This is a genomic window from Flectobacillus sp. (assembly GCF_049240685.1).
GTDB lineage: Bacteria > Bacteroidota > Bacteroidia > Cytophagales > Spirosomataceae > Flectobacillus.
Window position 1 is genome coordinate 1 of record NZ_JBMLSD010000261.1, and the last position, 3,098, is coordinate 3,098.

A 3,098-nucleotide genomic window follows, 5' to 3' on the forward strand; every position below is an offset into this window, starting at 1 on the left:
TTCTTTATCACACGAAGTATTGGAAGACGTTTTAGGACACTTTCAACATTTGGAATATCCCAAAAATTATTTTTTACTCAAGTCTGGCAAAACTTGTAAACACCTTTGGTTTATGACAAAAGGTGTAGCTAGATATTTTTACACCAATGACCATGGAAAAGAGATGAATACTTGGTTTAGCTTAGACACTCAAATTATAACGGACACTAACAGTTTTGTAAAACAAGAACCGGCTCAAGAAAGCATACAACTGATGGAAGACAGTGAAATGTATTCCATTGAATATACTTCATTACAAGCCTTGATTCAAAAGCATCATTCATTCGCCCTCTGGTATATTAAGTTGGTTGAGTTGAATTATGTAACACAAATTGAAGACAGACTTTCAGATTTACAATTTCTTGATGCCAGGCAGCGTTACCAAAAATTATTAAACTTATATCCAGAAATTGCCAACCGCATAAGCCTTGGAAATATAGCCTCTTACCTAAATATCACCCAAGAAACACTCAGTAGAATTAGGGCAGACAAGCTCTAAATTTTTTTGATTTACATCAAATACTTATTTAACCTAGATCAAAAAAATTCATAAGTACATCCCGCAACTTTGCAGTGTCAATAATTGACACTTTAAAATTGCAGTAAAATGAATAGTACATCGTTTTTTGAAAACATCATCGCCATGTATGGTGAAAACCTTATCTGGTATGCAGCATTTGCTTTTCCGTTCTTTTTCACCTTTTGGATAGTAGGCAAAAAGTACTTTAAAAAAATAAGAATTCAGGAAACTGAACGAGCGAACCTACATCATTTTAAACATGATCTTGGTTTTTCTGCCAGTACCTTCTTAATTTTTGCCATTATGGATGTTTGCTTTCTTTATTTAGAAAGTATCGGTTATACGTTTATTTATTTTGACATAGCAGACTATGGATATTGGTGGTTAATTGTCAGTTTTTTAATTGTGCTTTTCATAGATGATATGTTTTTCTATTGGTCGCACAGGGCTATGCATCACCCAAAATTGTATAAGTTTTTTCACCGAGTGCATCACGAAAGTACAGACCCATCGCCTCTAACTGCCTTCGCTTTTCATCCTTCAGAAGCAGTAATCGAACAAATGATGCATGTTGTATTGCCGTTTTTGCTTCCACTGAATTTTGGGGTAATGATAGCCTGGCAAATCTTCTCTATGCTAAATAATGTATTAGGTCATTTAGGCTATGAAATATACCCAAAAGGCTGGGTAAATTTTCCATTACTCCAATTCAAAACAGCCTCAACACATCACAACATGCACCACCAATTGTTTAACGGCAATTATGCATTGTACTTTACTTGGTGGGACAAATGGATGGGAACCGAATTTAAAGACTACGGAAACCGCCACAACCAAATTTTTGAACGCAAAAATATCAAAAAATCAACCGAAGGTTTGTATTCACTTACGATATCTGATATTAGGCAAGAAGTAAATGACGCTTTTACCATTGAGTTTGCTAACGTACATTCTATTTTTAGGGATTTTTCAGCAGGGCAACATATTACGATTAAAGTCAATATCAAAGGCGAAACACTATATCGTACATTTTCAATTTCTTCCATTCCCAATACAGATAATTTTCTGACTTTGACCATTAAAAAAATCAAAAACGGAAAGGTTACAAATTTTTTAGCCGAAAATTTGAAAGTGGGTGATAGTTTAGAAGTTACTGCACCATCAGGACTGTTTATCCTCAATCCTGAACCTGCCCACCAAAAAAACTATGTGATGATTGCCGGTGGTAGTGGTATCACGCCTATTTACAGTATGATAGGAACAATTTTGAAGTTTGAACCCAAAAGCCAAATTACATTACTGTATGCGAATAGAACTTCCAATCGCATTATTTTCAAAGAAAATTTTGAAAAGTGGGCAAAAGAATTTCCTAATCAAATAGAAGTCAAACACTTTTTGAGTGAAGAAGAAAGTCCTAAGAAGGCAGTCAAAGGCTATATTACCCGCATTTCAATAGAAGAAATACTGAATAGATATGGCAAAAATAAAGTAGACTTTTATCTCTGTGGTCCCGAAATAATGACGAATAAATTGATAGAAGATTTACAGTATTTGGGAATTAGCAAAGAGAAAATTCATCGGGAATTATTCTTAATAACTGCCCAAAATCAAGCAAACACTTCGCAAAAAGCACAAGTTTCTGCAAAAGTATTTGGTAAATCGTACCAATTTGAAACGCAAGAAGGCAAAACCATTTTGCAAAGTGGTTTAGACCAAAACATTCCTTTGCTTTTCTCTTGCCAAAGCGGGCTTTGTGGAATGTGCAAAATGAAATGCACTGAAGGCAAGGTTATGATGAAGAGTAACCAGGTACTAACCGAAATGGACATAAAAGAAGGGTATATACTGACTTGCCAATCGATTCCTCAATCGAAAGCAATTACAATTAAAAATCTGTAATTGACATGCGAACCATTTTATTTATTACCTTTTTTTCTATGATTAGCTTAAGCATTCGTGGCCAAATTGCACTTGAAACTCTTGCAGGAAATCAACAAGCTCATTACATAAACTATATCGATAAAGACTTGGATTCTACTGCAAAATGGAACTTCTTTAATCTTAATCGTTTTACTGTTAATTACAAAGATAAAGCACTAAACAATGTATCTATCGAAGGACAACTTACCTATCAATTCAGGCCATGGATAGGACTGTCAGCAGGAGGGGGTTTTTATGGTGAATTATTTGTTCCAACTATTGGGTTAAGTCTGGCCTACATGAATAAAAAGGAAGACTTTTTTATTCAAATGTACCCAACCATCGGTTTTGCTGAAGGTCAAGTAGCTCCAAGTATTTTAGGCATCATTGGCTATACTCCAAAGTTCAACAAAAGGTGGGGATTTTCTTCACAAGCTATTTTCTCGGCGGATACTTTTGAAGCATCTCAATTTGTAAGAATAGGTGCAGATTACAAAGGCAATATTCAGTTTGGAATAGGTTTAGATTTGCTACAAAACTTTGAGACCAAGAAATTAAACTACAACTTAGGACCCTTTATTAGATTTAACTACTGACGTGAAAGATACTACGCACAACA

General features: G+C 34.7%; 3 protein-coding genes. All 3 read left to right on the top strand.

All coding sequences use genetic code 11. From position 1 onward, the window contains the following. The coding region (locus ACOVQ4_RS12155) for a Crp/Fnr family transcriptional regulator (protein ID WP_421820910.1) at nt 1–538 on the top strand (538 nt) is incomplete at its 5' end. A 108-nt stretch (nt 539–646) separates the two neighbouring features. Continuing rightward, on the top strand, nt 647–2,458 hold the full coding sequence (locus tag ACOVQ4_RS12160; protein ID WP_421820911.1) for a sterol desaturase family protein: 1,812 nt from the start codon (nt 647–649) through the stop codon (nt 2,456–2,458). A 5-nt stretch (nt 2,459–2,463) separates the two neighbouring features. Next, complete coding sequence (locus tag ACOVQ4_RS12165; protein WP_421820912.1) at nt 2,464–3,075, top strand: hypothetical protein; 612 nt, start codon at nt 2,464–2,466, stop codon at nt 3,073–3,075. Nucleotides 3,076–3,098: the final 23 nt, after the last annotated feature.